The organism is Thermomonospora echinospora (assembly GCF_900108175.1).
Taxonomy (GTDB): Bacteria; Actinomycetota; Actinomycetes; order Streptosporangiales; family Streptosporangiaceae; genus Thermomonospora; species Thermomonospora echinospora.
Window position 1 is genome coordinate 1 of the sequence record NZ_FNVO01000010.1, and the last position, 24,887, is coordinate 24,887.

The 24,887-nt window shown below is 69.2% G+C and carries 25 protein-coding genes; 14 read left to right on the top strand and 11 right to left on the bottom strand.

The window, feature by feature from the left end; translation table 11 throughout:
* Positions 1 to 1,293 precede the first annotated feature (1,293 nt).
* The gene (locus tag C4U03_RS39990; protein ID WP_146087462.1) at positions 1,294 to 1,488 is read left to right on the top strand and encodes a hypothetical protein; all 195 of its coding nucleotides are present in this window, start codon (positions 1,294 to 1,296) and stop codon (positions 1,486 to 1,488) included.
* A 453-nt stretch (positions 1,489 to 1,941) separates the two neighbouring features.
* Here C4U03_RS39990 and C4U03_RS21925 read toward each other — a convergent pair whose 3' ends face one another.
* From C4U03_RS21925 to C4U03_RS39995, 4 genes are all read right to left on the bottom strand, one after another.
* Positions 1,942 to 2,580, bottom strand: coding sequence for a nucleotidyl transferase AbiEii/AbiGii toxin family protein (locus C4U03_RS21925; protein ID WP_103939738.1), 639 nt, complete (start codon positions 2,578 to 2,580; stop codon positions 1,942 to 1,944).
* Positions 2,581 to 2,588: 8 nt separating this feature from the next.
* The gene (locus C4U03_RS21930) at positions 2,589 to 2,897 is read right to left on the bottom strand and encodes a hypothetical protein (protein WP_103939947.1); all 309 of its coding nucleotides are present in this window, start codon (positions 2,895 to 2,897) and stop codon (positions 2,589 to 2,591) included.
* Between the two features lie 1,113 nt (positions 2,898 to 4,010).
* On the bottom strand, positions 4,011 to 5,360 hold the full coding sequence (locus tag C4U03_RS21935) for a serine/threonine-protein kinase (RefSeq protein ID WP_103939739.1): 1,350 nt from the start codon (positions 5,358 to 5,360) through the stop codon (positions 4,011 to 4,013).
* 200 nt (positions 5,361 to 5,560) lie between these two features.
* Complete coding sequence (locus C4U03_RS39995) at positions 5,561 to 5,857, bottom strand: hypothetical protein (protein ID WP_146087463.1); 297 nt, start codon at positions 5,855 to 5,857, stop codon at positions 5,561 to 5,563.
* Positions 5,858 to 5,934: 77 nt separating this feature from the next.
* On the opposite strand from C4U03_RS39995, the gene C4U03_RS21940 reads away from it, so the two are divergent.
* Positions 5,935 to 6,477, top strand: coding sequence for an SMI1/KNR4 family protein (locus tag C4U03_RS21940; RefSeq protein WP_103939740.1), 543 nt, complete (start codon positions 5,935 to 5,937; stop codon positions 6,475 to 6,477).
* 159 nt (positions 6,478 to 6,636) lie between these two features.
* On the opposite strand, the gene C4U03_RS21945 is transcribed toward C4U03_RS21940, so the two are convergent.
* Both C4U03_RS21945 and C4U03_RS21950 read right to left on the bottom strand, forming a co-directional pair.
* Positions 6,637 to 7,095, bottom strand: a complete 459-nt coding sequence (locus tag C4U03_RS21945) for an NUDIX hydrolase (RefSeq protein WP_103939741.1) — start codon at positions 7,093 to 7,095, stop codon at positions 6,637 to 6,639.
* Positions 7,096 to 7,233: 138 nt separating this feature from the next.
* Entirely contained in the window at positions 7,234 to 8,067 is an 834-nt protein-coding gene (locus C4U03_RS21950) for a helix-turn-helix domain-containing protein (protein WP_235018037.1), read from the bottom strand.
* Between the two features lie 109 nt (positions 8,068 to 8,176).
* Between C4U03_RS21950 and C4U03_RS21955 the strand changes: the two genes are divergently transcribed.
* The 4 genes from C4U03_RS21955 to C4U03_RS21970 all read left to right on the top strand — a co-directional run bounded on the left by C4U03_RS21955 (position 8,177) and on the right by C4U03_RS21970 (position 11,823).
* Positions 8,177 to 8,572, top strand: a complete 396-nt coding sequence (locus tag C4U03_RS21955; protein WP_103939743.1) for a VOC family protein — start codon at positions 8,177 to 8,179, stop codon at positions 8,570 to 8,572.
* 130 nt (positions 8,573 to 8,702) lie between these two features.
* Entirely contained in the window at positions 8,703 to 9,230 is a 528-nt protein-coding gene (locus C4U03_RS21960; protein WP_103939744.1) for a PadR family transcriptional regulator, read from the top strand.
* Entirely contained in the window at positions 9,191 to 9,973 is a 783-nt protein-coding gene (locus C4U03_RS21965) for an ABC transporter ATP-binding protein (RefSeq protein WP_103939745.1), read from the top strand. The genes C4U03_RS21960 and C4U03_RS21965 overlap by 40 nt, the downstream gene beginning before the upstream one ends.
* Before the next feature lie 2 nt (positions 9,974 to 9,975).
* Positions 9,976 to 11,823, top strand: coding sequence for an FtsX-like permease family protein (locus C4U03_RS21970; RefSeq protein ID WP_235018039.1), 1,848 nt, complete (start codon positions 9,976 to 9,978; stop codon positions 11,821 to 11,823).
* Positions 11,824 to 12,001: 178 nt separating this feature from the next.
* On the opposite strand, the gene C4U03_RS21975 is transcribed toward C4U03_RS21970, so the two are convergent.
* Together C4U03_RS21975 and C4U03_RS21980 are read right to left on the bottom strand one after the other, a co-directional pair.
* The gene (locus C4U03_RS21975) at positions 12,002 to 13,012 is read right to left on the bottom strand and encodes a hypothetical protein (protein WP_103939746.1); all 1,011 of its coding nucleotides are present in this window, start codon (positions 13,010 to 13,012) and stop codon (positions 12,002 to 12,004) included.
* On the bottom strand, positions 13,009 to 13,590 hold the full coding sequence (locus C4U03_RS21980) for a PadR family transcriptional regulator (protein ID WP_103939747.1): 582 nt from the start codon (positions 13,588 to 13,590) through the stop codon (positions 13,009 to 13,011). The genes C4U03_RS21975 and C4U03_RS21980 overlap by 4 nt, the downstream gene beginning before the upstream one ends.
* Before the next feature lie 273 nt (positions 13,591 to 13,863).
* Here C4U03_RS21980 and C4U03_RS21985 point away from each other — a divergent pair, with 273 nt between their 5' ends.
* Positions 13,864 to 15,138 carry an endonuclease Q family protein gene (locus tag C4U03_RS21985; protein WP_103939748.1) on the top strand — a complete coding sequence of 425 codons (1,275 nt, stop codon included), beginning with the start codon at positions 13,864 to 13,866 and terminating at the stop codon, positions 15,136 to 15,138.
* A 132-nt stretch (positions 15,139 to 15,270) separates the two neighbouring features.
* Positions 15,271 to 15,717: a hypothetical protein gene (locus tag C4U03_RS21990; protein WP_103939749.1), complete on the top strand. Its 447-nt coding sequence runs from the start codon at positions 15,271 to 15,273 to the stop codon at positions 15,715 to 15,717.
* 30 nt (positions 15,718 to 15,747) lie between these two features.
* Here C4U03_RS21990 and C4U03_RS21995 read toward each other — a convergent pair whose 3' ends face one another.
* Positions 15,748 to 16,035 carry a DUF1330 domain-containing protein gene (locus C4U03_RS21995; RefSeq protein WP_103939949.1) on the bottom strand — a complete coding sequence of 96 codons (288 nt, stop codon included), beginning with the start codon at positions 16,033 to 16,035 and terminating at the stop codon, positions 15,748 to 15,750.
* A 285-nt stretch (positions 16,036 to 16,320) separates the two neighbouring features.
* Between C4U03_RS21995 and gdhA the strand changes: the two genes are divergently transcribed.
* Both gdhA and C4U03_RS22005 read left to right on the top strand, forming a co-directional pair.
* Positions 16,321 to 17,664, top strand: a complete 1,344-nt coding sequence (gene gdhA, locus C4U03_RS22000) for an NADP-specific glutamate dehydrogenase (RefSeq protein ID WP_103939750.1) — start codon at positions 16,321 to 16,323, stop codon at positions 17,662 to 17,664.
* Between the two features lie 323 nt (positions 17,665 to 17,987).
* Positions 17,988 to 18,761: a hypothetical protein gene (locus C4U03_RS22005; RefSeq protein ID WP_103939751.1), complete on the top strand. Its 774-nt coding sequence runs from the start codon at positions 17,988 to 17,990 to the stop codon at positions 18,759 to 18,761.
* 55 nt (positions 18,762 to 18,816) lie between these two features.
* Here the strand turns inward: C4U03_RS22005 and C4U03_RS22010 are convergent, their stop codons facing one another.
* Together C4U03_RS22010 and C4U03_RS22015 are read right to left on the bottom strand one after the other, a co-directional pair.
* Positions 18,817 to 20,031: a CU044_5270 family protein gene (locus C4U03_RS22010; protein WP_103939752.1), complete on the bottom strand. Its 1,215-nt coding sequence runs from the start codon at positions 20,029 to 20,031 to the stop codon at positions 18,817 to 18,819.
* Positions 20,024 to 20,608, bottom strand: a complete 585-nt coding sequence (locus tag C4U03_RS22015) for an RNA polymerase sigma factor (RefSeq protein WP_103939753.1) — start codon at positions 20,606 to 20,608, stop codon at positions 20,024 to 20,026. Before C4U03_RS22015 ends, C4U03_RS22010 begins: the two co-directional genes overlap by 8 nt.
* 319 nt (positions 20,609 to 20,927) lie before the next feature.
* Between C4U03_RS22015 and C4U03_RS40520 the strand changes: the two genes are divergently transcribed.
* From C4U03_RS40520 to C4U03_RS22030, 4 genes are all read left to right on the top strand, one after another.
* The gene (locus C4U03_RS40520) at positions 20,928 to 21,101 is read left to right on the top strand and encodes a hypothetical protein (protein ID WP_160147057.1); all 174 of its coding nucleotides are present in this window, start codon (positions 20,928 to 20,930) and stop codon (positions 21,099 to 21,101) included.
* 46 nt (positions 21,102 to 21,147) lie between these two features.
* Positions 21,148 to 21,594, top strand: coding sequence for a gamma-glutamylcyclotransferase family protein (locus C4U03_RS22020; protein WP_103939754.1), 447 nt, complete (start codon positions 21,148 to 21,150; stop codon positions 21,592 to 21,594).
* 249 nt (positions 21,595 to 21,843) lie between these two features.
* Positions 21,844 to 23,946 (top strand): RNA degradosome polyphosphate kinase, encoded by a 2,103-nt coding sequence (locus tag C4U03_RS22025; protein ID WP_103939755.1) that lies wholly within the window; start codon positions 21,844 to 21,846, stop codon positions 23,944 to 23,946.
* Positions 23,939 to 24,856 (top strand): NUDIX hydrolase, encoded by a 918-nt coding sequence (locus tag C4U03_RS22030; RefSeq protein ID WP_103939756.1) that lies wholly within the window; start codon positions 23,939 to 23,941, stop codon positions 24,854 to 24,856. The genes C4U03_RS22025 and C4U03_RS22030 overlap by 8 nt, the downstream gene beginning before the upstream one ends.
* Positions 24,857 to 24,887 lie beyond the last annotated feature (31 nt).

Here is a 24,887-nt window from a genome sequence, read left to right on the forward strand (position 1 = left end):
CTTTGGTTCGGGCAAAGCGGTGACGTTGTCGTTTTGCTCTTTTGGGGTTAGCGACGGTTCTGTGCTTTGGTTCGGGCAAAGCGGTGACGTTGTCGGTTTGCAAACTTCGTTGGTCGGCCTCGTGAGGCCCTTGACCAGGTGGGATGCGACTGTAGCCAAGTTGTTATACGCGGCTGTGAGGGGTGGGCTGCATGGGCTCTGACCTGCATAAGGGACTCTTGTGAATGGATGGTCCCGTGGTCTCGATGACGCCTGTTGGGTAAATCCTACTCGCAAGTAGCGTCACGGCGTGAATGGTGCGCGGTACGCTCCAAGTAGTACAAAGCAGCCGCGTACGTGAGGCTCGACCTGGCAGTCTTCCATGCCTCACGCACGCGGCCCGAGACCCCCGAAGGAGGCTCCTTGCCTACAGTACCGAACGACCCCAGCGCCGTCACGATCACGCTTGCTGTCAGCGCTACAGCCGTTGCTCTCACAGCCTTGGGGCTAGACCCCAGTGATGTGCATATGATCACGATAGAGTTGGCCATGATCCTCGCGGGCTATGCCGTGGGGAGGTCGGAACAACCACCCCCAAGGGCATGACCTCTCTCAGCCCGAGGAGATGTGCGACGCGACGATGACGGCATACATCGGTTGAGCGAGCTCGAACCAGGGGGCTGACGCCGCCCCCTGGACCCCCGCGGGCCGGAGGGCACTCCCGCGCGAAACGGTCTGTCATACAGGCTCGCCGTTCGCGCGGGAGCACCCTCCGGAACGTTAGCGTGCTAACGCAGGTGCCGACCCCGCTTGAACGATCTTGGATGGGTGTGGAACCAGTGGACGTCAGAGAGGGGCGTTGAGCAGGTCAACGGATGAGAGTGTCCGGGGGCGGATGTTACTCCGCTGTCATGAACTCAAGATGCCGGGTGCGGGCGATGGCCAGCAGCTTCTTCCGGAGTATGTCGCGGTTCCTGCCACGCGTCTTCAACGCGGCGGCTAGCACATAGTTGCCGGGGACAACCTCGCTTGGCCGGATGTGGTCACGCTCGCGCGGTTGTGGCAGATATGCCCGACGGCATTCCTACAGGTCAGGAGAGTGCATGCTCGGATCGGCGGTTAATTGTACGGGTATTTAGCGCAGGGTGCAAGGGAACGACGTCGATCTTTTGCGTGGAGACGATCGCTAGGCTGCGGGGGAAGCCCGTGGCTGGGGGCTCATCGACTGTTCCCCATCGACTACCCCCCAGCCACTCCCAACTATCAAGCCGCTAGCTGACAGAGCCCGTCGGCTAGCAACTCCTAGGAGAGTCTATGGTGATACCACCGCCTGAGGAATCCGAGCCGGATGCCGTGATCCTTGCGGTCGCCCTGGCAGCTGTAGGGATCATGGCCCTCATCCTGCTCCGGCTGGAGGCAAGTCCGCAGCAAGTCCAGATGATCGGGATGGAGATCATCACGCTAGTCATCGGCTGCCTGGTCGCCCAGCTAAGGCGAACTGAGGACTAACACGGTGGTGGCTCGTCCGCGCAGGAGGTCTGTCACTACACTTCGCCGTTTGCGCGGACGAGCACTCCAGGTCTGGTCTTGGGCGCGCCATGGAGCAGAGATGCTGATGCAGGCCAGACGCCCGATCGTCGTGCAACTAGCGTGCAATTAGGGGTGGTGATCGGGGGTCAACCACGGTCACTCGTGGGACGGCCGGAGGGCAGGTCAGGGGCCGTCACAGTCAGGATCGGTTGGATTCCCAAGCTGGTAGCGCGGGTTCGATTCCCGTCACTCGCTCCACTACGAAGGCCCAGGCCAGGGACATGATCCCCGGACCTGGGCCTTGATCGTTTAGGTGCTGCGCTGCCGTACAACCAGCCGGTCAGTGGTTTCCTTCCTGCCGGTTCGAGATGGTCGAAAATGCCCCCGAGCCGGTGGTAGGGGTTCGGTATGACCTGGCATGACCGGGTGCGTTCAGCCGGTGATCTCCGCCGCCCACGTCTTGAAGCGGTTGCGTAGTTCGGCGATCTGCGATGGTGAGAGGCCGTGAACACCGAAAGCCTGGTCCGGGAGCCGGTCGAGTGCATTCAAAGCATGCACGAACATCTCGGGTTCGAAACCGGGATCCGCCGTGGCGGCAAGCCGTAGTAGGTCGCCGGTGCTGTACCGGCCGCTACGCAGGACTGCATCCACGTCGACGAAGTCTCGTACTTCGGCTCGGCCGTAGAGCGCTGCGACCTTGTTGCCGACGGCGTCATCGGGATGGAGGACGGGCCCGACCGAAAGTCCGACGGGCGGGTGCGCCCGCCAGTCGATACCCAGTTCCACCTTGACCGAGTGACCGTCAGGCGTGGTGATCAGCAGCCTGGCGAACCCGTCATTGGACAGGGGGACTTCGACATCGAAGCCGGCACTGCGGTAGGCGGCGGTCGCGGCTGCGACAGCCTCGCCGAACTGGTCACGTGCCTCGTTCACGGTGAAAAGGTCGACATCTTCAGAGATGCGATCAAGGAATCCGTGTGCTTGGATCGCATAACCCCCTGCGAGTGCGAATCCGTACTTCTCGGTTGCCGTGAGGCCGATACGGGTTGCGAGTTCGTGGAGAGTGTCCATGTGCAGGGCTACGCCGCTCGGACCAGCCCAGGGAATCTGCTCTCCCACAGTCGACGGACCTGAGGGGGAAGGTAGAGCCGATTCCACAGCCGGTCCAGCATGCCCGCATTGAGGTAGGCGGCGAGGTCACGTGAGGAGGAAGCTTCCCGGATGACCCGCTCGTACATCAGCCCGGCCTGCGCAGGGTCGCCCAGATCGTAGACATGCTGCTCTGACCAGTCGAGGTGCGCGGGCAACTTGACCACACCGGAGGTTGGCCCAGCCAGCTCGGCCAGGCTCTCCGGGACGATGTAGGGTCGGCTCACGGCGTAGCGCATGTACCCAGTGTGCACGAACCAGCGGTCTCACAGGGAAGAGAAGGCTCACCGCTCCGCTGGTAGACCCGGTTCCGAGTGATCTGCCGGACCCGGGCCATGGTGAGCCAGCGGAGACTGCACCTCCTTCGATCACCGACTTCGGGCGGCCTACGAGACTGGGGTGGCTGGGCGCCGTTCGGGATCGGGGCGATCGGCTTCCAGCGCTCGGGGCGCGGCGTCCCTACGCTCCGGGTCCACCTGTCCTCTGTGACCCTGGTGCGGTCGGTGCGACGGCTGGAGCTTCGGGCGCTGGGTGCCTACGCTGCCGCAGGTCGGAGGGTGGGTCGCCGGGCCATTAGCGGGCCATTAGGGACGGTGAACCAGGGGCGCTCACGGTCACCCGCGGGAGGCTGGTCGGCCTGCTCAGGGGCTGTGGCAGACCGGAACCGGGCGATTCCCAAGCTGGTAGCGCGGGTTCGATTCCCGTCACTCGCTCCACGTTCCCCGGCTCAGAGCCTTGGTCACCACAAGATGATCAAGGCTTGAGATCTTTCATCACTCGTTCATCACCGGGACCGCACGTGATCTCGGCGGACCGGGCGGCCGGCCGCCGCATCGTCGGGATGGGATCCGGGGGCCAGGTCCGGCCGTCGGTTGACGATCGTGGCCGTGTCACCGGTACGAGACCCTCGGCTGTCGATGTCGGGACTCCTCGCGTCGACGGCTACCTGGCGATGGGCGGCAATGCACCTAGCGGCGTTCATCGGCGGCAGGCGCGGGCGTTGATCGATGCCGAGCTGTATCCACCCAGATCCTGGATCACCGACCGGGCGGTGCGAGCAGGCGGGGATCCCCCCGCAGATGGGTTCGCCACCAGGCAGTGGCTGGCCCAGGCGATGGCGGTCCGGCCGGCCTCACCCCGCGAGCACGCTCACTGAACCCGTCCTCTGCACAGCAGACGCCCACGCCGCCCGGTGAAGGCGGCCTGAGTCCTCCCTCGGACTCAACAGGAGTGGTCTCTCACTCGGCGTCCACATCGCTGCCGCCCGCGACCGCCTTGCCATCGCGCAAACCCCGAACACGTACTCGGCGGCTGGGCACGTTGAACCCGCCGGATTGCGGCCGGAATGGCGCTCAGGCGACCTCGATCTGCAGGAGGGTCTTGTCGTCGCGGAGTACCACCTGGACCTTGATGACGCCCGGTGTGCGGACGGGTTGAACGTTGATGATGCAACTCTTGCGGTCCAGGGCCGGCATCGCGGGAGACACCGCCGCGATGCCGGGCCTGGTCACCAGCCATTCTCTGACGGCCTTGAACGCCGGGTGATCGGCGGTGGCGGGGCCTGAGCACCCTGTGGTGCACGTGCGGGCGAGTGTCACCTGTGCTCGGCCGCCGCCCACGTTCTTCTCCGACGTACGCGTGTAGCCGCTGGGTGCTCCCAGTTTCTCGGCGATGCTCAGGTTGTTCTCGTAGGCGGAGTCCCCGCCGGAAGCGATCACGAACGCGAACACGAGCGCGGCAGCCACCACGGCGACTGCCGCAACGGCCAGCACCGCCCACAGGGGTTTCCCGCGATACGCCGTCGGCGTCCCCGGCACCGGGGGCGGCGGCCAGTGGGCAGGCGCCTGCGCGGGTACGTGGCCATGCACTGCGGCATGTGCCGGTGGACTGGCACCGAGCTGGAGCAGCATCGGGTGTACCTGTTCGGCGGTCAGTCGCTGGGCCGGGTCCTTGCGGAGTAGCCCGTTGATGACCGGTTCCAGGGGGCCGGCATGGGCGGCGGGCGCTGGATCTTCGGTCGCGATGGCGACGAAGACCGCTCCGGTGCTCGTACCGGGGAACGGAGGACGGCCTTCCACGGCGGTGTAGAGGGTCGCGCCCAGCGACCACAGGTCGGTCGCGGCACTGGTCGGGAGGCCGCGTACCTGTTCGGGGGACATGAAGGCGGGGGTCCCCATGACCTCGCCCGAGCGGGTCAGGGCGGCATCGTCGCCGAGGGCGGCGATGCCGAAGTCGGTCAGGATGACCCGGTCGCCTTCCAGGAGCACGTTGGCGGGCTTGATGTCCCGGTGGATGATGCCCGCCCGGTGCGCCGCGTGCAGGGCGTCAAGCATCCGCAGGCCGATTGCGGCGACCTGCTGAGGTGTGAGCGGCCCACGGGCCTTGAGCAGGTCGTCCAGGGATCCGCCGTGGACCGACTCCATGACGATCCAGGGGCGCCCGTCGTCACCCTTGACCAGGTCATGGACGGTGATGATGCCGGGATGCTTCAACCTTGCGGCCGCGCGCGCCTCCCGATCCAGCCGCGCGATCCACTTCTCCCGCTGTGCGGCGCCCAGATGTTCGGGGAGCCGGAGCTCCTTGACGGCCACTTCCCGGTCCAGTTGCATGTCGCGGGCCCGCCAGACGGCCCCCATGCCGCCACGTCCCAGAAGGTCCGTCAACCGGTACCGATGGGCAAGGACCTGGCCGGGATCATTCATGCCCTGACCCTAGTCGCCTCACTTCCCAGTGGACAACCATGTCTTTAAGGCTGCGCCCCCCGCCTGTACGGGATTCCGGAGCACCTGTCTCAGCGCTGCTTGTCGACGGCGCGGTTGAAATGCCGGCGAAACGTGGTCGCGGTAGGTCACGTCCAACGGAGTGGTGTAAGACGGCCTCCACGCGATCCTGTTCCCTCGGGTCAAGCGTTACTCGTTTGCGGTGCTGGATCTTCGGCCGGCGTTTCGCTGCCGATCAGGCGGAGGTGGGCTTTGGTGAGGAATTCCAGACCCGTGTGGGGAGCCGAGGAGTCGTTCACGAGGGCTGTGGGCCGAATGGCGATCAGGTGGCCGTCAAGGCGCTGCACGGCGTGAGCGGCCGAGGCCACGACCTGTTGTGCAGGAAGGTCTCGGCGTGGTGCGAGGCCGGGACCCGCCGCTGCGCGAGCAGGCAGCCAGACCTTCTTGCGGAACCAGTCACGGGCGATGTGCTCGGGCAAGGCTTGGCCAGTGGCTACGGATCAGGAGGTTGGAGGTTCGAACCACTTCGGCTGCCGAGGTGGTTTAGTCTCTCGGAGTGACGGAGACACCTGAAGATCTGGTCCTGCCCATCGCCTTGGCCGAGGTGGTCGAGGTCGGCTTCGAGTGGGAGTGGGACGAAGAAACCGACGAGGCCCGTGGTTGTGATTTCGAGCCGTACGAACAGTTCGAGGCGCCGGAGAAGACCGCGTGGTGGTTTCGCCTGTGGACCGGTAACGAGGAGGTCGATGGCAGCGAATTCCGCTTCTTCGGCGCTACCGGGACGGGTGACTATGTCGGTTTCTGGCTGGTCCGGCCCAGTGCGCCGATCACTGAGCAGCCTGTCGTCTATCTCGGTTCCGAGGGTGAGCGCGGCGTGATAGCTCGCGATCTCGATGACCTGCTCTGGCTGTTCGCGGACGGATTCGGGCCGGGGGAGGCGTTCACCGACCCGGGTCGTGAGACGCAGCCGAACGAGGCTTTCCAGGCGATCGCGGAGCGGTACGCGCCGGGGAGACGCCGTTCCGCGGCGGAGATCGTGGCGGCGGCGCGAGAGGAGTTCCCGGACTTTTCAGAACTCATCGACGCGATGTGTCGGTGAATGGAGGTCCGCGCTGCAGGGGGCGCACAGATGTCGTTGCGTACCGAGCCAGGTGACCCATGGCCGGCGCTGCGCTGCCGAATGATGCCCACGCGAGGTGGCGGCCTGAACCACTCATGATCCAGGTCTCGAGGTGTCCACAACCAAGGGGGGAAGCCCCTACTGCTGGTTGTCGGTCGTGGTGGCCCAGAGGGGGTTGATGCGGCCGAGCCAGGCGTCTTGATCGTCTGCCAGGGGTTGTGTCAGCGGTAGCGGCAGGAAGCGGCAGGCGAAGGTCAGGCCGGTGTCGTCTCCATCGCCGCATACCGTGTGATTCCAGGCGTCTGCCGTGGTTGCGGGCGCCTGAAGATGGAAGTAGGTGGTCCTGCGGGGCTGGCGGGTGTCGGGATGGGGCTTGTTCTCCACGACGAGTTGCTCGATCAGGGAAGTGGTGTGCAGACCGGTCTCTTCGAAGACCTCACGCAAGACGGCTTGCTCCAGTTCCTCGCCGGGCTGGACGCCGCCGGCGGGGACTTGGGTGCCGGCCTGAGGCATGCCGACATGGTCGAAGACCAGGAGTTCGGGAACCGTGCGATGCCTGATCACGTAGGCGGCGACACGGATTCTGGGTCGGGTCACACGAGCATTGTGCGTCCGTCAGGTTCGCGCTGCTGACGCCGGCGATGTGGTCGGCTGCGATGGCTGCGGCTTGCGGACCTTGAACCGGGCGATCGGCTTGGTGGTGGGGTGCGCTGCAGTCCATGGGTGGCATCACGCTCAGCGGTCGTCGAGTGCCTCCTGGACGCGGAGGTGTTCCTGGGTGAGCCAGGTGGTGGGGATGCAGCCTGCCAGGTCTGTCCACTCGTGCAGTAGGTGGGGATGGTCGTGGTAGCCCGCGGCGGAGGCCAGGTCGGTCATCGTTCGCCACTGGCCGGTGCGCAGCAGGGTGAGCGAGCGCTCGAAGCGAAGCACACGGCGTAGTTGGCGGGGTGGGAGTCCTACCTCCTGGTGGAAACGCTTGGTGAGGTGGCGGCGACTCCAGCCGACCTCGTTGGCCAGCGTCTCCATTGGGGGCGGGGTGCCGGTGCCGGTGAGGCGGCGCCACGCGTGACGGACCTCGGGGGGTACCTCGGTCGTTGTGCGGCCGATCTGGCGAGCCAGCACCTCATCGAGGATGGCGAACCGGGCAGTCCAGGTATCGGCGGTGGAGAGGCGGTCGACCAGCTCGACGCCGACCCGGCCGAGGAGGGTGGACAGGTCGACGACAGTGCCGGCGAGTTCGCCGGCCGGCAGGCCGAACAACGCGCGGGCCGCGAGTGGGCCGGTCTCCACCGCGATGCCGTATTCGACGGGGTTGCGTGCGATCAGTGCGGCGCGGGTGTGAAGGCCGCAGACGAGGGCTTGCAGTGACACCGGGGCTTGGGTCGGGTCCGGCGGTGCGGCGGTGCGCACCGGGGCTTCGAGACTGACGATGAACGTCAGGTCACGGGTGGGCAGGCCCCGATGTATCCCGGGCGGAATCCCCGTCTGCCGGTAACCGACGTAGCGACGAACCACCGACGCCAGTGGTGCGCTGGGGGTCGCGGTGACGACCTTCATGCTCGATGGCATCCCACTAGGCTACGAGCATTACGTTCGCGTCCTTGGGTACAAGACGCTGCCCTGGAACGTCTGAGACTGTGTCACCTCTTCGAACCGACGACCCGAGGGGAGACGGGCGATGGGTGACGCGTTGCGGGTGAAAGCCGCCGTTCCGTACGTGTACTGCGCCGATGCCGGCTGTATCGCCGACTGGTGCGTGCGCGTGCTCGGGTTCGAGGAACGAGGTCGTTGGTCCGACGGCGACGTGGTCCGCAATGTCGAGCTCACCGCAGGCGATGCCGAGGTGTGGCTCGACGGACCCGTTGTCGATTGGCAGTCCCGTTATGACGGCCTGAGTTCTTGGGTCGGCTTCTGGGTGGATGATGTCGACGCCGTGTACCACGCCATCCAGGAGGCGGCGCCTGACGTCGAGGTGGCCGCACCGGTCGAGCGGGACTTCGGCATCCGCATGATCACAGTCATCGACCCCGAAGGCCACAAGTGGAGCTTCATGCGCCGAATCCCGAACGTCTGATCGACGCATCGGGACAGGGCACCGCGGCTTCGGCCGGCTCTTGAGGCGTTTCATGACGGGTGGGTCCTGCTCGCTGGACTTGCTGGGGGCTAACCGTTATACCTAGGGCTAACGGTTAGCTAGGAGGGTCATGCAGCAGGAAGTGGTGCTGGCGATGCTGGCCAAGGAGCCCTCGTACGGCTACCAGCTGCGCGCGCGGCTGCGTGAGGCGCTCGGTCCTCTCGGTGAGGGGATGAACGCCGGGCACGTCTACGTCACGCTGACCCGGCTGGAGAAGGCCGGCCTGTTGGCGGTCGAGAGGTCTGCCGGAGGCGCCGACCGGTCGGATCGCAAGGTGTACGTGCTCACCCCCAGTGGCCAGCAGCGGGTCGCCGAGTGGATCGCCGAGGTGAGCTGGCCACGGCCCGACCTCGCGGAGTTCCATCTCAAGCTGATCGCGGCCGCGGCGGCCGGGTTGGCCGACCCGCTCACCATCGTCGATGCCCAGCGCCGCGAGCTGCTGCGCCGGCTGCGGGACGCCCAGCGCGCCGCCATGGCCGAGCCGGACCGCTCGGACGCGGCGCTGTTGCTGGAGGGCGTCGTGCTCCGGCTTCAGGCGGACCTGCGCTGGCTCGAAGCATGCGAGAAAAGCTGGACCCACCGAAGGAGTGGATCGTGAGCAACGCCGCCGACGTATCCGTGCTGCGCGCCCGCGGGTTGCGCAGGGAGTACGGCAAGGGGGAGGGATTGGTGCGCGCCGTCGACGGGGTCGATCTCGACATCGGTGCGGGAGAGACGGTGGCGGTGATGGGGCCCAGCGGCTGCGGGAAGTCCACGCTGCTGCACCTGCTCGGAGGGCTGGACCGGCCCTCGGGCGGCGAGGTGTGGCTGAACGGCCGCCGTATCGACGACCTCGGTGAGAAGGCCCTGGCCCGGATGCGACGCACCGATGTCGGCTTCGTCTTCCAGTCCTTCCACCTGATGGAGGAGCTCACCGCCCTGGAGAACGTCGAACTGTCGGCGCTGCTGGCCGGCCGCTCACCGCGGGCGGCCAGACGGCGGGCCGGGGATCTGCTGGAGCAGGTCGGGCTCGCCGACCGGGCACGTTTCCTGCCCTCCGCGCTGTCCGGCGGCCAGCGGCAGCGGGTCGCGATCGCCAGGGCGTTGAGCAACGAACCACTGGTCGTGCTCGCCGACGAGCCGACCGGGAATCTGGACAGCGCCGCCGTCCTGGACGTCCTCCAGCTCTTCGAGAGATTGCACGAGTCCGGGCAGACGCTGGTCATCGTCACCCACGACGCGCGGATCGCGGCCACCGCGGACCGGATGATCTCGATGCGCGACGGCGCGTTCGTGGACGAGACCAGGTTGTCCGGTGGCACCACCGGGCAACTCGGCGCCTTCGTCGGGCTGGAGGACTGAGGGTGCTGGGCCGGATCCTGCTGGTGGGCCGCATCGCCGTGCGTGACCTGCGACGGCGCCGTATCGAGACTGCGCTTCTGCTGCTCGCCCTCACGGCGGCCACCACGACGTTGACGCTCGGGCTCGTTCTGCGCGACGCGGCCGGCGACCCGTACCAGAGCACCCGGGAGGCGACCGGCGGACCCGACGTGGTCGCCGGCGTCGACCGGCACGCCAAGCTCTCCGACCTTGAGGAACTGGCCGGCGCTCCCGGCGTCATCGACCACGGCGGACCGTACCCGGTCACCCCGGCGAAACTTCAGGCCTCCGGTCGAACGTCAGATGTGCAGGCCGTGGGGCGCGACGCCACGCCCGCGTCGGTCGACCAGCCCAAGCTCATCCAGGGCGACTGGGTCAGCGATGGCGGCGTGGTGGTCGAGGCCGCCTTCGCCAAGGCGCTTGATGTGCGCGTGGGTGATCCGGTCACTCTGGACGGCCGGTCGTTCGAGGTCGTCGGCGTTGCGGTCACCGCCGCCATGCCGCCCTATCCAGGGGGAACCTGCATTGTCGCCGTTGGCTGCGCGAGCGGTGCGACTCCCGAGGTGCTGGCCAAGCTTCCTCCGGGCCTGCTGCAGAATCCAGGTCTGGTCTGGCTCACCCAGGCGGACGTGCGCCGTCTCGCCCCGGATCCAGGCTCCCTGGCCTACGTGATGAACCTGAAGCTGGCCGACCCGGACGAGGCCCGGGCGTTCGTCGATGCCCACTCCTCGGAGGGCCTGGCGGCGCCACGTCTGGAGTCCTGGGAGAACATCCTCGAAGGGGTCACCGAGCTGGCCCGGGACGCCCGGATCCTGCTGATGATCGGAGCCTGGCTGCTCGGTCTGCTCGCCGTGGCCAGTGTCTCGGTGCTGGTCGGCGGCCGGATGGCCGATCAGACCAAACGCGTCGGGCTCCTCAAGGCGGCCGGTGGCACACCGGGCCTGGTCGCTGCCGTGCTGCTCGCGGAGTACGTCCTCGTGGCCGTCGTCGCGGCCGCGGCCGGGTTGGCGGCCGGTTCGCTGATCGCTCCGTTGCTCACCGGGTTCGGTGCCGGTCTCATCGGCGGTACGGGCACGCCGTCGATGACCATGTCCACGGTCGGTTCGGTGACCGCCGTGGCGGTCGGGGTCGCGGTGGTCGCGACGGTCGTTCCGGCATTGCGCGCCGCCCGCTCCAGCACCGTCGACGCGCTGGCCGGCTCGCCACGCCCGCCCCGCCGCACCGGTTGGCTGATCGTGATCTCGGCGCGGCTGCCCGTCCCGCTGCTGCTCGCCTTGCGGGTCGTCGCCCGCCGGCCGCGACGGGTCGTGCTGGGGGTGGTCAGTATCGCGATCACGGTCAGCGGGATCTACGTCGCACTGGTGCTCAACGCCTTCCTCACCGCCCAACCGCTCGCCGCGGGAGTGGACGACGCCCAAGCCGAGCTGCTGCGTCAGGCGCTCCTTGCCGTGATGGTCATATTGTTCTCGCTGGCGGCGGTCAACGCCATCTTCATCACCTGGGCGACGGCACTCGACAACCGGCATTCCTCCGCGCTGGCACGTGCCCTCGGCGCAACCCCTGGTGAGGTGAGTGCGGCACTGGCGGCAGCGCAGGTGCTTCCCGCGCTCGCCGGCGCCATCGTGGGTGCCTTCCCGGGGGGTTTCGTACTGTTCCACGCCATCAACGCGATCACCGGCGGCGACAGCGACAGGGCCACGCTTCCGCCACTGTGGCAGTTGCTCGCCCTGGTACTGGCAACCGTGCTCGTGGTGGCGGCGCTCACCGCAGTCCCTGCCTACCTCGGCGGCCACCGCCCCGTGACCGAGACGCTCCGCGCCGAACTCGCTTGATGCCCTGGCTGACCTGCGCAGCGGTACCGGGCCGGCCATCACGGTCACTCCTTACCGGTGGCGGATTCGGTGATGTGGGAGATCACGTGGCCGGTCGCGCCGTGGCGCCTCTGCCCACCGGCCGCCGTCGCTGTTCCCGCCGTGGTGGAGCGGTGGATCAGTGGGCACGCTGTCGCGGTCAGGATTTTCTGGTGGTGGCCGGACTGCTCGCGTCGCGGACGATGTCGCGGTAGACGGTGAAGGCCTGTTTGGGACGGTAGGTGTCGGTGACGAGGCCCAGGGTCCCGGTGGGCTGGGGGGAGTCGCTGGCTGCGTCCCGGAGGCTGAACAGTTCGTAGTGGGCGATGTTCAGGGGTTCTTCGCAGGCGAGGATCGTGTTCAGCATGTCGGACAGGGAGTCGCACTGTGTCTGCTCGGTGCGCGGTGCTCCGCTCGGGGTGCCGTTCTCCGCGATGTGGATCGGGGTGCTGGGCGGGATGTGGGCGCGGGGCAGCGAGTGCTCTCTCAGGTGGTGCAGGGCGTGGGCGGTGAGGGACGCGACGTCTCCTGGTGTGCCGCGTGGGGCGACCGGAGAGAAGGCGTCGGGGTACAGGCCCAGGCCGACGTAGTCGACGTGGTCGGCGAAGTCCTGCTGCGGCACGGTGGACAGGTACCGCCAGAACTCGTCGTCGCCGCCCAGCCATTCCGCCGGTTCGGCGACGGAGAAGCCGATCTGTACGTCATGGAGGCCTCGCCGGTCCAGGGCGGTGCGTGCGTGCGGTATGCCGAGGGTCAGGGCTTGGAGGACTCCGGGGGCGCTTCCGTCGATGAGTGGGATGGGGAAGTTGGGCTCAAGGGTCACTTGCAGGTACCGCGTCAGGTGGCCGTAGCGGTCGATGACGGTGTCGAGGAACGACAGCCAGCCGGGAACGTCGGCGGCCTGGGGGATGTAGCTCACCACGAGGTCCAGCTCGCGGCCGTTCTCGACGTACCACCCGTCGGGCATCGTGAGGTGGGCGAGGTCGTGGTCGGCTCCGAGTGAGGTGATGACGTCCGGCGGTGTCTCCTCACCGAAGAAGTGCACATATTCGCGGATGACGAAGGGGCGGCCGCCCGCGAGGTCGTCGATGAGATCACCGATCGCGGCGCGGTCGGGCGGGTGTGAGCAGACGGTGCCCGCACGCCCGCCCGGGTAGATGCCGAACTTCATGTGCCGGTCCTCTCCGGCCCGCCGGGCTGCGTGTCCGGCCAGCCGATGTCGTGTGAGCGGATCCGCGAGGCCAGCGTTCTGATCCAGGTGGTCTCAGCGGCGACGATGGTGCGCCAGTAGGCGACTTCGAGCATGTGCGCCTCGGCCACGCCGTCGGGTCGTTCCCGCAGGGCCGCCCGTTCCCGGTCGAGCCGGTCGGCGCGGTCCTCCAGGATGGACACGGCATGGTCGGCCGGGAGGATGGCCGCGTAGGCGACGGCCATGACGAAGTCCACGGAGGCGACCCGTCCGTCACGCAGTCCCGCCTCGATCTTCCGGCGGAAGTCCGCCACACCCGCGTCGGTCAACTCGTAGGTCGTGCGCGGCGGGCGGCCGCCCCTCTGCTCAGGCCGGCGGGAAGCCACCAGGCCGGCTCTCTCCAGCGCCTTCAGCAGGGACGTGACCGTGCTGCGCGTGACCGGCAGGTCCTCGTACCGCTCGCGCAGGCGGGAGGTGAGCTCGTAGGCATGGGACGGCTGCTCGACGAGGAGTCCGAGCAGCGGCAGCACCAGGCTGTTGCGTGAGGCGTCCAAGGGCACCGGCACAACCTATAGACGTATACGTCTATAGGCAAGCCGGAGCGGCGCCTGTGCCGGGAAACGGCGGGCCTCGCGCCGGCGCCGACTGCGCAACGCCGCTTCAGCCGATTCACCTGCGCGAACGCGTCACTCGGCAGATCGGCCCCACCGAAGGCCGGATACTCCCGAGGGCTCCGGGAGGTGGGTGGCGTGGCTTTCCGGGGAGCGGGACGGTGGCGTGATCGCCGTTTGCGGGTGGGTATCGGGGTACGAGGCCACAGGAGGGATGCGCGAGTGCGTTTTCATGCCGATCTGCATGTTCATTCCAAGTACGCCAGGGCGTGTAGCAAGAACAGCGACCTGGAGCAGTTGACCTGGTGGGCGCGGCGTAAGGGCATCACGGTGGTGGGCACCGGGGACTTCACGCACCCGGCCTGGTTCGACAGGCTGCGGGAGGGCCTCGTGCCGGCCGAGCCGGGGCTGTTCCGGCTGCGGGAGGACGTGGATCGGGAGGCCTCGGCGGGGCTGCCGTCCCGGGTGGCCGCCGCCCCGGTGCGGTTCATGCTGTCGGTGGAGGTCTCCACCGTCTATCGGCGCGCGGGGCGTACCCGTAAGATCCACCACCTGGTGTACGTGCCGGACTTCGACGCGGCGGCGGAGCTCAACCGCAGGCTCGGCCGGTTCGGCGAGCTGGCCTCCGACGGTCGTCCCACGCTCGCCCTGGACTCCCGTGACCTGCTGGAGGCCGTGCTGGCGAGCGGCGACGGTGGCTACCTGGTGCCGGCCCATGTCTGGACGCCGTGGTTCGGTGTTTTCGGCTCCAAGTCGGGGTTCGACGCGATCGAGGACTGCTATCTCGATCTGGCCGGTCACATCCACGCGCTGGAGACCGGGCTGTCCAGCGACCCGGCCATGAACTGGCGGGTGTCCGCGCTCGACCGCTACCGGATGGTCAGCCACTCCGACGCGCACTCGCCGCCCATGCTCGGCCGCGAGACCACGGTGTTCGACACCGAATTGGACTACTTCGCGATCCGGCGGGCGCTGGAGACCGGTGCGGGGCACCTGGGGACGGTCGAGTTCTTTCCCGAGGAGGGCAAGTACCACCTCGACGGGCACCGCGGCTGCGGCGTCCGGATGACGCCGAGTGAGCGGCGCGAGCGCGGCGGGGTCTGCCCGGTGTGCGGTCGGCGGCTCACGGTGGGGGTGCTCAGCCGGGTCGAGGAGCTGGCCGACCGGCCCGAAGGCGTCCGGCCCGAGGGCGCGGCGGGTTTCCACAGCCTCGTCCCGCTGCCGGAGATCGTGGGCGAGGTCCTGGGGGTCGGGCCCAAGAGCAAGCGGGTGCTGCGGGAGGTCGATGAGCTCGTCGCCGCCCTGGGACCCGAGCTGGCGATCCTGGAGGACGTGCCGGTGGACGCCATCGAGGCCCGCTCGCCGCTGCTGGCCGAGGCCGTCGGCCGGCTGCGCCGCAGGGAGGTGATCCGGGAGGCCGGCTACGACGGCGAGTACGGCGCGATCCGGGTCTTCGAGCCCGGTGAGCCGGAGCGGGCGGCCCCGGCGCTCTTTTGAGGAACGGGCGACCTCCGTCGACGGCGACCCCGGACCAGGAGGCCGAGGCGCCCCGTGCCTGGCGGCGAACGGATCTAATAGGACATACTATTTACAGTTCGGATCCTGGCCGGAAAGGAGCCGTCCGGCACGATGTGGCTGGTGGTGGCGGTCGCCCTGCTCCTGGTGGGATGGGGGGCGCTGGTCCGCCGGCGGGTCGGGCTCCGGGTGTGGCGCCCGCTGCTGCGGAGGGTGCCTGACAGCGCCCTGGCGGCGGGGTTGTTCGCCGTCGGGCTGCAACTGGCCGCCATGATCGCCTACGGTTGCGCCGTCGCCCTTGGCCTGTCACTCGGTGACGCGACCGGTATGAGCTGGCCGGCGCCCACGGTGATAGGGCTTGCCGGGCTGCTGCAGGCGCCCATCGTCATGATGGCGATGCCCGATCGGGGCGCCGGTCCCTACGCCGAGGTCCGAGCCATGTTGGAGGACGCGGGAGCCACCGGTGCCCAGGGGCGGGCGGCCGCGTGGGCGGGAGGTCCTGCGGCGTTCCTGGCCATGGGGCTCATCGTCGGCTCCCTGTTCGCCGCCTTCGATGTCTGACGGGCCGCGCGAGGACACCCCGGCGCCTGCTCACAGGCCCTTGGCGAGGATGACGACTCCGGTGGTGGCGGCGAGGCGGTCCTTGGAGATCTCCTGGTACTCGGGGGAGTTCGCCCATGTCTCGAAGGCGTCGCGGTCCCGGAAGGACAGCAGGATGACCTTGTCGTGGGGCCACTCGCCTTCGACGACCTCCGGCCGTTCGTCGGCGGCGAGCAGGCGGCCCTGATACGTGGTGAGGACGTCCATGAACCCCGCGACATAGGCGTCGTAACGCCTGCGATCGTGGATGGAGATCTGGGCCAGCGCGTAGACCGTCATGGCCCCCACCATACCGAACGCCATTCGGTGAGGTGATCCAGCTCACGGGCTTCGTAGCCCTACCCTTGACCAGGGGAAATACGGGCGTCCAAGGGCGGCGACACGTCGTGCCCAGGGACGGTGCCGTGGTCGCGGCCGGTGGGCCCTCCGCATGCCGCCGCCCTCGTCCGCGGTGGCGGGTGAGGCGGGCCGGCGGGCGGCGGATCGTCGACCATGGTCAGCAGGAGGCCGGAGCCCGCGCGAGGAGGCGGGCCGGGCCGCGATGAGCCAGGGAGGGAATCGTTCGTGCACGAGAGGCTTGAGCCGATCTTCGATGAGGTCGTCCGGCGCAACGCCGGCGAGGTGGAGTTCCACCAGGCGGTCCGCGAGGTGTTCGAGAGCGTGGGACCGGTGATCGCCAAGCATCCGGAGTTCACCGATGCGAAGATCATTGAGCGGATCTGCGAGCCCGAGCGGCAGATCATCTTCCGGGTGCCCTGGCAGGACGACCGCGGAGAGGTGCACGTCAACCGCGGGTTCCGGGTGGAGTTCAACAGCGCCCTGGGCCCGTACAAGGGGGGCCTGCGCTTCCACCCCTCGGTGTACCTGGGCATAGTGAAGTTCCTGAGCTTCGAGCAGATCTTCAAGAACAGCCTCACCGGCATGCCGATCGGCGGCGGCAAGGGCGGCTCGGACTTCGACCCGAAGGGACGCTCGGAGTCGGAGATCATGCGCTTCTGCCAGAGCTTCATGACCGAGCTGTACCGCTATCTGGGCGAGCACACCGACGTGCCGGCCGGTGACATCGGGGTGGGCTCCCGTGAGGTCGGCTACCTGTTCGGCCAGTACAAGCGCATCACCAACCGGTACGAGTCCGGGGTGCTGACCGGCAAGCCGCTGCTGCACGGCGGCGCGCAGGTGCGCCCGGAGGCCACCGGCTACGGGTGCGCGTTCTTCGTGGAGGAGATGCTGCGTGCCCGCGGTACCTCCTTCGACGGCCGGCGCGTGGTCGTCTCCGGGGCCGGCAACGTCGCCATCTACGCGATCGAGAAGGTCATCCAGCTCGGCGGCACCGTCGTGGCCTGCTCCGACTCCTCCGGCTACGTCGTCGACGAGAAGGGCGTCGACCTGGCGCTGCTGAAGGAGGTCAAGGAGGTCCGCCGGCAGCGGATCGAGGAGTACGCGGTGGCGCGGGCCGGCGACGGGGCGACCTTCGTTCCGGGCCGCAGCGTCTGGGAGGTGCCCTGCGAGGTGGCGCTGCCGTCGGCCACCCAGAACGAGCTCACCGGCGCCGACGCCCACAAGCTGGTGCGCGGGGGCTGCATCGCGGTGGGCGAGGGCGCCAACATGCCCACGATGCCCGAGGCCGTGCGTGTCTTCCGTGAGGCGGGCGTCGCCTTCGGGCCGGGCAAGGCGGCCAACGCCGGCGGCGTGGCGACCAGCGCGCTGGAGATGCAGCAGAACGCCAGCCGCGACTCCTGGACGTTCGAGCACTCCGAGGACCGGCTTCGCCAGATCATGCGGGACATCCACACCCGCTGCATGACCACCGCCGACGCCTACGGGATGCCGGGCGACTACGTCGCCGGGGCCAACATCGACGGATTCACCCGGGTGGCCCAGGCGATGCTCTCCCTCGGCCTCGTCTGAGCCCGGCCGAGGATGATGCCCGTACGAGTGTGATCCAGATCCTGGGACCTGGATCGCTTTTCCCGATTTGGGTCACACGACGTACGGGTTCGGGGCCACGGCGTCTCCGCGGCGAGTGCCGTCCGGTCCGGGCCGCCGCGCTGCTTGCCGGCACGGCCACACCCGGCTCCTCCGCTGCCGGATCGCCTCGTCGTCGCGCTCGACCGCCCGCCAGGCGCTGTGCCACTTCTCCACCTGCCGCACCCCCGACGGCGATGACAACGGTTCGGCGGAATCGGCCGTCCTACTGGCGATCATCGGAAATGGGCGAATCGAGGTCTGTCATGGGTGTGCGCAAACCCGCCGTGCTGGTCATGCTCCTGCTGGGCGGGCTGCTGACCGCCGGCTGCGATGACGACGGCGCGGCGGCCGGGGAGCCGGGCGCGGCGTCCACGTCGGCGCAGCCCACCGCCGCCGTCAACGGCGTCGAACGGCTGACGGCCCAGGAGATCCTCGACCGGGCCGGGCAGGCGAGCCTGGCGGCCGGGTCCGTGCGGATGCGCGGCGGGTTCGGCAAGGGCGGCCTTCAGTTCCGGATGGACGTCCGTTCCTCGGCACCCGACCGGGCGATGGGAGAGGTGACCTTCGGCGACAACAGCCTGCACCTCGTCCGGATCGGCCGGACCGTCTACATGAAGGCCGATGACGCGTTCTGGCGGGAGCTCGGCGGGCGGGCGGTCGTGGACATGATGTCCGGCAAATATCTCAAGGCCACCATCGACGACACGAACCTGAGGAAACTGAAGGCCTTCACCGACCACAGGGAGTTGCTCGGTGATGCGCTGCGGTCGACGGGCGCCCTGACCAAGGGCACGACGGCCATGGTCGGCTGGAACTCCGTCATCACGCTGAAAGGCGGCGACATCGGCAACATCTATGTGTCGACTGTGGGCCAACCGTATGTGCTGCAGCTTGAGGGCACGGAGAAGGAGCGGCTGGATTTCAGCGACTACGGCGTCCCGGTCAGCATCACTCCGCCGCCGCCCAACACGGTCATCGACGCGGACGTGTTCAAGAAGCTGGGCGGCGACATCGACCGGTTCCCCGTCGAGATCTGAACGCGTCGGTGGGCAACAGGTCATGAATGGCGATGCCGACTCGGGGCGCCGGGGGTCAGCGCGGCTGGGTGTCGGTCCACTCGGTGACCGTGTACACCTCGTACGACGACACCTCGCCGGGGCGGTGGAAGCGGTCGGGCTGGTAGTCGACCGTCAGGCGGCGCGGCTTGCCGTCGTCCCCGGGAGGCAGGCGGCGCGACCCCTTCGGCGGGGTCGCCACGAGGTCCTGGACCGCCAGGAGGGTGCCGTTGGCGGGGTTGATGATCCACTGGCGGCGGTAGGTGCCGAGTTGCTTCGGGGCGCTGTAGATCCCGAGCGGGGTGGTGGTCTCCAGGGGCAGGGACACCACCGTTCCGGTGCGGCCCAGCGGGTCGGTGCCCTGCCCCTTGACCGTGACGCCGGGCAGCCCGGCCAGCATCTTGAACGCCGCCGCCCGTACCCCCGGCGGAACGGGCTGGTTGGCCAGCAGGTCACCGGCCACATCGCTGAGCGCCCGGACCCGCTCCGCGCCGCGCAGGGAACGGATCGGCTCCCGCACGGGCCGCTGTGAGAAGTCCTTCGAGTAGGCGTGCCAGTTGCCCTTGAGGCCCAGCAGGGTCTTCTCCAGCGCCTTGGCGTCGGTGGGCAGCTCGGCGAGCTGTCGTACCGTCAGGCCGTGGAAGCTGTAGGCGTCCGGGGGCGAGGGCATCGGACTCCGGGGGCCGAGCGACTTCACGAACAGGGAGACCATCACCCCGTCGGGGTCCGGGGCGAGGATCTCATCGGGGGACCCGGCAGCCTGCCACCTGCGCCGGTCCTCGGCGGTCACCGGGCGGGCCGGCCGGTCGGTCATGAAGCTGTGGCTCTTGCCGTCGCGGTCCACCCATGTCTCGTACTCCCGGCTCGTGTCCACCTTGTAGTGGTCCGCGGCGGTCTTGCCGACCGCGTACACCTTCCCGGCCACCCGCTTGGTGTGCCAGTACCTGCCGGTCGGCGCCTTCTCCGCGTTCGTGGCGGCCACCAGCAGTGCGTTGCCGGTCAGGACGGTCGGGGAGGACGGGCCACCGGGCGGCCGCTCGTCCGAGGCCAGGGACACCACCGCCACGGCCGCCGCGGACACGGCCGCCGCGGTGGCCAGGCTCACCAGCGGCATCTTCAACCGGCCGCGGCGGCGCGGGGCCTCGGCGGCGGGCCGGGCCGACCGCCAGTCGATCCGCTGGGCCAGCCGGTCCGGGGCCTCCTCGCGGGTCAGGGCGGTGCGCATCCCCCGCAGGGCGTCGATCTCATCCATCGTTGGTCTCCTCGGGAAGGGCCTTGCGGAGCTTGGCTCGGGCCCGGTGGATCTTGGCTTTCACGGTGCCGAGGGGCAGGTCCAGGGCCACCGCGATCTCGGCGTACGACAGATCGGCCCACGCCAGCAGCAGGACCGCGTTGCGGTCCTGCGCCTTCAGGCCGGCGAGGGCCTTGGCCAGGTGGGGTCCGAGCGCGGTGGCCGCCGCGCGGGCGCTGGCCAACTCGGCGACGCCGTCCACGGCGGGGTCCACCCCGGTCCGGGCGAACGCCCGGTACATGCGGCTCTCCTGCCGGTGGTGCCTGGCGATGACCTTGCTCGCGATGCCCCACAGCCACGCGCCGAACGCCGCTCGTCCGTCGAACCGCGCCCGTTGCCGGAACGCGGTCGCGAACGTCTCGGCCACCACGTCGTCCGCCAGGGCAGGCCCCAGCCGCCGCTGCACATAGGCGTGCAGCCGTGGCGAGTGGCGGCGGAACAGTTCCCCGAACGCCTCAGGCTCCTCCAGAGAGGCGGCGACGATGGCTTCGTCGTCGAGCTGCCCCGGGGGACGGCTCACCGCTCTCGCCGGAGCCATGGACCGGTACGTCCTTTCATGGGTGTCTCCTCGATCTCCGAATGCCGACACCCCCTCTATCCCGACCCCCACCGGCCGGTTGCGTCCGTCCGGGACGACGGCCCCGGGGCCTCCGCCCGGCACCGCACCGCATCGGCCGGACGGGCCGGCCGGCGGTCCGCGTGTACGCGCGTCCGCGCAGGACCGGAGTCCACCGCGATCCAGGCTGTGTGACCTGGATCACTTTTCCGTCTTTTGGTCACGCGACGTGTGGGTTTGGGTCCATGGTGTCTCCGCGGTGAGTGCCGCTCGGTCGACGCCGGGAGAGTCCGAGGTTGGAATGCGCAGACGGCTGGTTCGCTGGGTGATCGTGGCCGCCCTGATCGTCGTGGCGGGGGCGCTGCCGGTCGGCGGCCCACAGCGGATGGAGCTCCGGGACGTGCCGGAGGCGCTGTCGTTCTTCATGAAGGCCAGGCCCGGCGGGTCCGAGGCGGCGGCCGACCGGCGTTCCTGACGCCGTCCGGGCCGTCGCACGGGTCCGGCGCGGTGAGGATGAGGGGATGGACGCTCTCGCCGGCGATGACCGGCCGCCTGGCCCCGCCGACCCCGCGGGTGCGACCCGCTGTGAGCCGGACGGGCTGTTCGTCTACGGGACGCTGCGGTTCCCCGAGGTTCTCCAAGCGCTGCTGGGACGGGTGCCGGAGCTGGAGCCCGCCAGGGCCGTGGGGTGGCGCGTCAAGGCGCTGCCCGGTGTGGTGTATCCCGGGCTGGTCGCCGACCCGGGCGGCGTGGCGGACGGGTTGCTGATGACGGGCCTGTCCGAGGCCGAGCGCCGGCTGCTCGACGCCTATGAGGGCGAGTCGTACGAGCCCCGCCGGATGGCGCTGGACGACGGGCGGCGGGCCTGGACGTACGTGTGGAAGGGCCGCACCGAGCCGGACGACTGGAATCCCGCCCGTTTCGCCGAACGTGATCTGCCGGCCTACCTGGACCAGTGGCGTCCCTGACACGAGCTTCACGGGCAGGCCCGCCCCGGCCGGGGCGGCGGTGGTGAAGAGCGGGGCGGAATGATCCCCGCGCAGAGTGGAACACCCCGTGGACGGACGGGCGCGGCCTGATCCGGACGGGGCGTCAGGGCGTTGCCGGGGAACCGCAGACGTGATCATTGGATCTGAGTGCCGTCGGCGGGGGAGGGGTTCACCCGCTGTTCATGCGGCCTGGGCATTTGTTCATAAAGGGCGGGGATGATGATGGGCATGAGTGTCAATCCGGGACATATCCCCTCGCGAGGTGACGCCCTGCCGGACAACCGCTACCTCGACCGGGAGGAGAGCTGGCTCCGGTTCAACCAGCGTGTCCTGGAGCTGGCGGAGGATCCGTCGCTGCCGTTGCTGGAGCGGGTGCGCTTCCTGGCGATCTTCGCCAGCAACCTCGACGAGTTCTTCATGGTGCGGGTGGCCGGGCTGACCCGCCGGATGGCCACCGGGCTGGCCGTGCAGTCGGCCAGCGGACGGCGGCCCCGCGAGGTGCTGGAGCGCACCTCGGCGGTGGCGCGCGAGCTGATGCTGCGGCACGCCGACGTGTTCCGCGACCAGATCTGCCCGGCGCTGGCCAAGGAGGACATCGAGATCCTGCGCTGGGACGAGCTGTCGCAGACCGAGCAGGAGCGGCTGCACCGGATGTTCCGGGACCGGATCTACCCGGTGCTCACCCCGCTGGCGGTCGACTCCGCGCACCCGTTCCCCTACATCAGCGGGCAGTCGCTGAACCTGGCGGTGGTCGTCCGGGACCCCGAGAGCGAGGCGACGATGTTCGCCCGGGTCAAGGTGCCGCCGGTGCTGCCCCGCTTCATCGAGGCGTCCGCCGACCGGTTCACCCCGCTGGAGGACGTGATCGCCGCGCACCTCGGCCAGTTGTTCACCGGCATGGAGGTGGTCGAGCACCACGCGTTCCGGGTGACCCGCAACCAGGACCTGGAGATCGACGAGGACATCAGCGAGGGGCTGCTGCAGGCGCTGGAACGCGAACTGCTGCGCCGCCGGTTCGGCCCGGTGGTGCGGCTGGAGGTGGAGGAGTCCATCTCCCCCGAGGTGCTGGAGATGCTCACCGTCGAGCTGGGCATCAAGGACCGGCAGATCTACAAGGTGCCCGGCCCGCTGGACCTGGCCGGGCTGCACGCCATCGCCGACCTGGACCGGCCGGAGCTGAAGTACCCCCCGTTCGTGCCGTCCAAGCAGGCGCTGCCGATCGACGCGGACCTGTTCGCCGCGATCCGCGAGCGCGACGTGCTGGTCCACCATCCCTACGACTCGTTCACCACCACCGTGCAGCGGCTCATCGAGGAGGCCGCGGCCGACCCGCAGGTGCTGGCGATCAAGCAGACCCTCTACCGCACCAGCGGGGACTCCCCGATCGTGGACGCGCTGATCGGCGCGGCCGAGGCGGGTAAGCAGGTTGTGGTGGTGGTCGAGCTGAAGGCCCGCTTCGACGAGCGCGCCAACATCGAGTGGGCGCGCAAGCTGGAGCAGGCCGGCTGCCACGTGGTGTACGGGTTCGTGGGGCTCAAGACGCACTGCAAGCTGTCGCTGGTGGTGCGGCAGGAGTCCGACGGGACGCTGCGCCGCTACTGCCACGTCGGCACCGGCAACTACCACCCCAAGACCGCCCGCCAGTACGAGGACCTCGGGGTGCTGACCGCCGCGCCGGACGTCGGCGAGGACGTCAGCACGCTGTTCAACCACCTGACCGGCTACTCCCGGCAGAACTCCTACCACCGGTTGCTGGTGGCGCCGCACAGCCTGCGCTCGGGGCTGGTGGAACGGATCGAGCGGGAGATCGACCACCATCGGGCCGGCCGTCCCGCCCGCATCCGGATGAAGTGCAACGGGCTGGTCGACGAGGTGCTCATCGATGCGCTGTACCGGGCGTCGCGGGAGGGCGTGCCGGCGGACATCTGGGTGCGCGGCATCTGCGCGCTGCGGCCGGGCATCCCGGATCTGTCGGAGAACATCCGGGTCCGCAGCGTGCTGGGCCGGTTCCTGGAACACTCGCGGATCTTCGCATTCGAGGCGGGTGGCGATCCGGAGGTCTGGCTGGGCAGCGCCGACCTGATGCACCGCAACCTCGACCGCCGGGTGGAGGCGCTGGTGCGGGTCAGTGACCGGGCGCACCGCAACGAGCTGGTCCGGCTGCTGGACCTGGCGATGGACGACGGCACCGCGAGCTGGTGGCTGGACGGCGACGGCGAGTGGACCCGGCACCAGTACGCCGGGACGCCGGGCGACGACGAGGCCGAGCCGCTGCTCGACATCCAGCGGCACCTGATGAGGACCAGACGCTGGAGGACGGTGGATGGCTGAGACGGTGCCCGAGGGCGCGCTGATCCGTGCGGCCGGGGTCGTGCTGTGGCGCGGCGGCCCGGACGGGCCGCGGGTCGCGCTGGTCCACCGGCCCAAGTACGACGACTGGTCGTTCCCCAAGGGCAAGCTCGACAAGGGCGAGCACGTGCTGGCCGCCGCGCTGCGCGAGGCCGAGGAGGAGACCGGCCTGACGGTACGGCTGGGCCGCCGCCTGCCCACGACCACCTACATGAAGAGCGGCCGGCCCAAGCGGGTCGACTACTGGAGCGCCACGGCCATCGGTGCCGGGAGGCCCTTCGTCCCCAACCACGAGGTGGACCGCCTGGAGTGGCTGCCGGTGGACGATGCCGCCCGGCTGCTGACCTACGAGCGGGACGTGGACCTGCTGCACGAGTTCGCTGCCGGGCCGGCGGTGACCCGTCCCGTGGTGATCCTGCGGCACGCCTCGGCGGGGGACAAACGCCACTGGCGCGACGACGACGCCCTGCGCCCGCTGGACGAGCACGGCCGCTGCGAGGCCCGGCTGCTGGCCGACCTGCTGGGGGCGTTCGGCCCCCTCCGCCCGGTCAGCTCGGCCACCGCCCGCTGCGTGGAGACCCTGCTCCCCTACACACTGGCGAACGGCGCCGAGGCGACCACCGCCCCGGCGTTCACCATCGGCCGCCCTCCTGAGCAGGCCCGCAGGAAACTGGACGAGCTCATCGACGAGGGCGTCCCGTTCCTGGTATGCACTCACGGCGAGATCGTCGCCGATCTCGTCACCGAGCTGTGCCGCAGACTCGGCGAGAAGGCCCCCGACGATCCCTCTCTCCGCAAGGGCAGCTTCTGGGTGGCCCACCTGTCCACAGACCCGCACGGCCACCCCACCGGCATCGCCGCCCTGGAACGCCACTCCACCCACCCGCGTTAGTCGCCTGCCCTGTGAGGCGGGCGGCGCGCTA

Excerpts from the sequence above, each read along its gene's own strand:
- C4U03_RS39990 (WP_146087462.1), top strand. The coding sequence starts at position 1,294 with ATGGTGATACCACCGCCTGAGGAATCCGAGCCGGATGCCGTGATCCTT.
- C4U03_RS21925 (WP_103939738.1), bottom strand. The coding sequence starts at position 2,580 with ATGGACACTCTCCACGAACTCGCAACCCGTATCGGCCTCACGGCAACC.
- C4U03_RS21930 (WP_103939947.1), bottom strand. The coding sequence starts at position 2,897 with ATGCGCTACGCCGTGAGCCGACCCTACATCGTCCCGGAGAGCCTGGCC.
- C4U03_RS21935 (WP_103939739.1), bottom strand. The coding sequence starts at position 5,360 with ATGAATGATCCCGGCCAGGTCCTTGCCCATCGGTACCGGTTGACGGAC.
- C4U03_RS21950 (WP_235018037.1), bottom strand. The coding sequence starts at position 8,067 with ATGCCATCGAGCATGAAGGTCGTCACCGCGACCCCCAGCGCACCACTG.
- C4U03_RS21955 (WP_103939743.1), top strand. The coding sequence starts at position 8,177 with ATGGGTGACGCGTTGCGGGTGAAAGCCGCCGTTCCGTACGTGTACTGC.
- C4U03_RS21960 (WP_103939744.1), top strand. The coding sequence starts at position 8,703 with ATGCAGCAGGAAGTGGTGCTGGCGATGCTGGCCAAGGAGCCCTCGTAC.
- C4U03_RS21965 (WP_103939745.1), top strand. The coding sequence starts at position 9,191 with ATGCGAGAAAAGCTGGACCCACCGAAGGAGTGGATCGTGAGCAACGCC.
- C4U03_RS21975 (WP_103939746.1), bottom strand. The coding sequence starts at position 13,012 with ATGAAGTTCGGCATCTACCCGGGCGGGCGTGCGGGCACCGTCTGCTCA.
- C4U03_RS21990 (WP_103939749.1), top strand. The coding sequence starts at position 15,271 with ATGTGGCTGGTGGTGGCGGTCGCCCTGCTCCTGGTGGGATGGGGGGCG.
- C4U03_RS21995 (WP_103939949.1), bottom strand. The coding sequence starts at position 16,035 with ATGACGGTCTACGCGCTGGCCCAGATCTCCATCCACGATCGCAGGCGT.
- C4U03_RS22005 (WP_103939751.1), top strand. The coding sequence starts at position 17,988 with ATGGGTGTGCGCAAACCCGCCGTGCTGGTCATGCTCCTGCTGGGCGGG.
- C4U03_RS22010 (WP_103939752.1), bottom strand. The coding sequence starts at position 20,031 with ATGGATGAGATCGACGCCCTGCGGGGGATGCGCACCGCCCTGACCCGC.
- C4U03_RS22015 (WP_103939753.1), bottom strand. The coding sequence starts at position 20,608 with ATGGCTCCGGCGAGAGCGGTGAGCCGTCCCCCGGGGCAGCTCGACGAC.
- C4U03_RS40520 (WP_160147057.1), top strand. The coding sequence starts at position 20,928 with ATGCGCAGACGGCTGGTTCGCTGGGTGATCGTGGCCGCCCTGATCGTC.
- C4U03_RS22020 (WP_103939754.1), top strand. The coding sequence starts at position 21,148 with ATGGACGCTCTCGCCGGCGATGACCGGCCGCCTGGCCCCGCCGACCCC.
- C4U03_RS22025 (WP_103939755.1), top strand. The coding sequence starts at position 21,844 with ATGAGTGTCAATCCGGGACATATCCCCTCGCGAGGTGACGCCCTGCCG.
- C4U03_RS22030 (WP_103939756.1), top strand. The coding sequence starts at position 23,939 with ATGGCTGAGACGGTGCCCGAGGGCGCGCTGATCCGTGCGGCCGGGGTC.